Here is a 1904-nt window from a genome sequence, read left to right on the forward strand (position 1 = left end):
TCGAAAGTAGGTTTGGTCATAGGTCATCTCTTTTTTGCTAATGATAAAGAAATGACACAGAATTCTGAACACTACCCGATTGGCGTACGGGGATGTATTCATAGTGCGTCTTGGCAGAGGGGCATTCTTTCCTTTCGGCCCGCTAGTAACTCCGGTTACTACTGCCTGATTTACTGCGTCAGTATCGGCTCCATTATGACATGCTTCACCGGGCAGACCGTCGATGTCTCTGGGGCTTTGGGTCGTTCTGGGAATCGCGCTGCAAGAAGGCTTTACTAATACCGGCGTGAAGCAGTAGGGTTCTCCGATTGCAGGGTGCCTGCAGCTCGACGATTTGGAACCTCAACCGGCCGAGCATACCCATTCCACAATCTGGAGCTACCGACCCTCTTCTACTGTACTGAGAGAGTCGAAATACTCAAATACGTCGATACTGTCCATATAGGCACCATCGAAGCCTGCATTCACAATCCTGTAAATGTAGGAATCATTAGTGCCGTAAATGATATCCTGCCAACCTTCTTTCCAATATTCCACATAGTAGTTGTCCGGCTCTCCAGGCACTGCCTCCAGTAGCCAGCTGGGGGGATTGGTTGGCCAAGAGGGCTGCCAGTAGTAGCGGTTGTCCTGGGCTTCGCCAATATTTATATAGGCCATTAACAGCCTGCGGTTGCCGTTTCTTTTTACTTTAAGCTGATCAATTTGTTCTTCAGTATAGGGCTCGCCATTGAAAAAAAAGTCAATGATAAGCAGGTCAAAATCGGTTTCACTCAGCGCATCGACAAATTCTTGGGGAGTAGAGTAGAGGCTTGTGTTGGTTAGGCTGAGAAAGTTGCGGGCTGCGTCCAGTCTATCGATTTCGCGACTGTTGACGTTGAAGGGGTCGAGCGGGTAGGGCGGGATATTATTCAGGGTCACTTGGTCGGCGGCAAAAGAAATATAATCCGCATCTTGGTTGGCGTCGTAGGAGTCCTCGATATTTTTTTCAATCTGGGCGAAGTCAGTTACCAGGATGACGTTGTTGTTATCTTTGGCCAGATCAAGATAGGTTTGCAGGCGCCGGGACTCTGAGGTGCGGGTGGGCTGGTCCACACCCACACGAGAAAATTCAAAGAATACGGCTTCCTGGGCGATACCATCAATGGCATTCAGGTAGCCTTCATCCACGGAACCTGTAATGGTGGTTGTTGTGGTGACTAGCTCAATGCCATTTTGTGGAACAACAATGAAGTCGCGATTAATGCCCTTGGTATAGCTGCTGATGTTTTCCACCAGTTCGCGCATTTCCTGGTCGTAATCCACGTTGACTGGGATCACTAGTTCAGGCAGGTCATCCAGGCTACAGCCGAGAAGCAGTAGGGGGCTAAAAAGAAATGGAAGTGTCAGGCGCAAAATTCCTCTCCATGTAGGCTTTTAGGTGGGCAAACTGTTTTTTCCAGTTTTAACAGGCAGGGAGAGGTGGGATAAGTTCCTTGATTTCCCTTTTGGGCACCTCTATAAATTGAATTTTCTGTTTTTAATGCCCCGAAAGTCCCGGAATACGATGAAGTAATGCCTCCAAAAAGTAATTTGTAGAGGTGTCCTTGCGTCAATTCTGTCTAAAAGACCTATTATGCCATAATAGCTGTAGAGTTTAAGCGCAAATATCCACCGAATCAATCCATTGCAGATTCTTCCGACATGGATACCCCATATCCAAGTGATCGCGACAACTTCGTTGACAAACACCGCCTTTGTAATCTCTGGCATCCAATTGCAGGTTAAAGTCTAGAAACAAGGCCCCCATCAAGCCTGTAGTGACCAATTGTTCCCGGAATAGCCAAAAGGTTTTTGTAGTGGTCTACTAATCCCGGACACCAATTTAGGTGGTAAAGTCGCTGCCTGAGACAGAGGTGTTCAATGAG

Annotated in this window: 1 protein-coding gene; it reads right to left on the minus strand. The window is 47.6% G+C overall.

The window, feature by feature from the left end; genetic code table 11:
- Positions 1-378: 378 nt before the first annotated feature.
- Positions 379-1392, minus strand: a complete 1014-nt coding sequence (locus tag Q1A48_RS21100; protein ID WP_299948804.1) for an endo alpha-1,4 polygalactosaminidase — start codon at positions 1390-1392, stop codon at positions 379-381.
- Positions 1393-1904 lie beyond the last annotated feature (512 nt).

It is taken from the genome of uncultured Microbulbifer sp. (genome assembly GCF_947489355.1).
In the GTDB taxonomy this organism is placed as follows: Bacteria; Pseudomonadota; Gammaproteobacteria; order Pseudomonadales; family Cellvibrionaceae; genus Microbulbifer.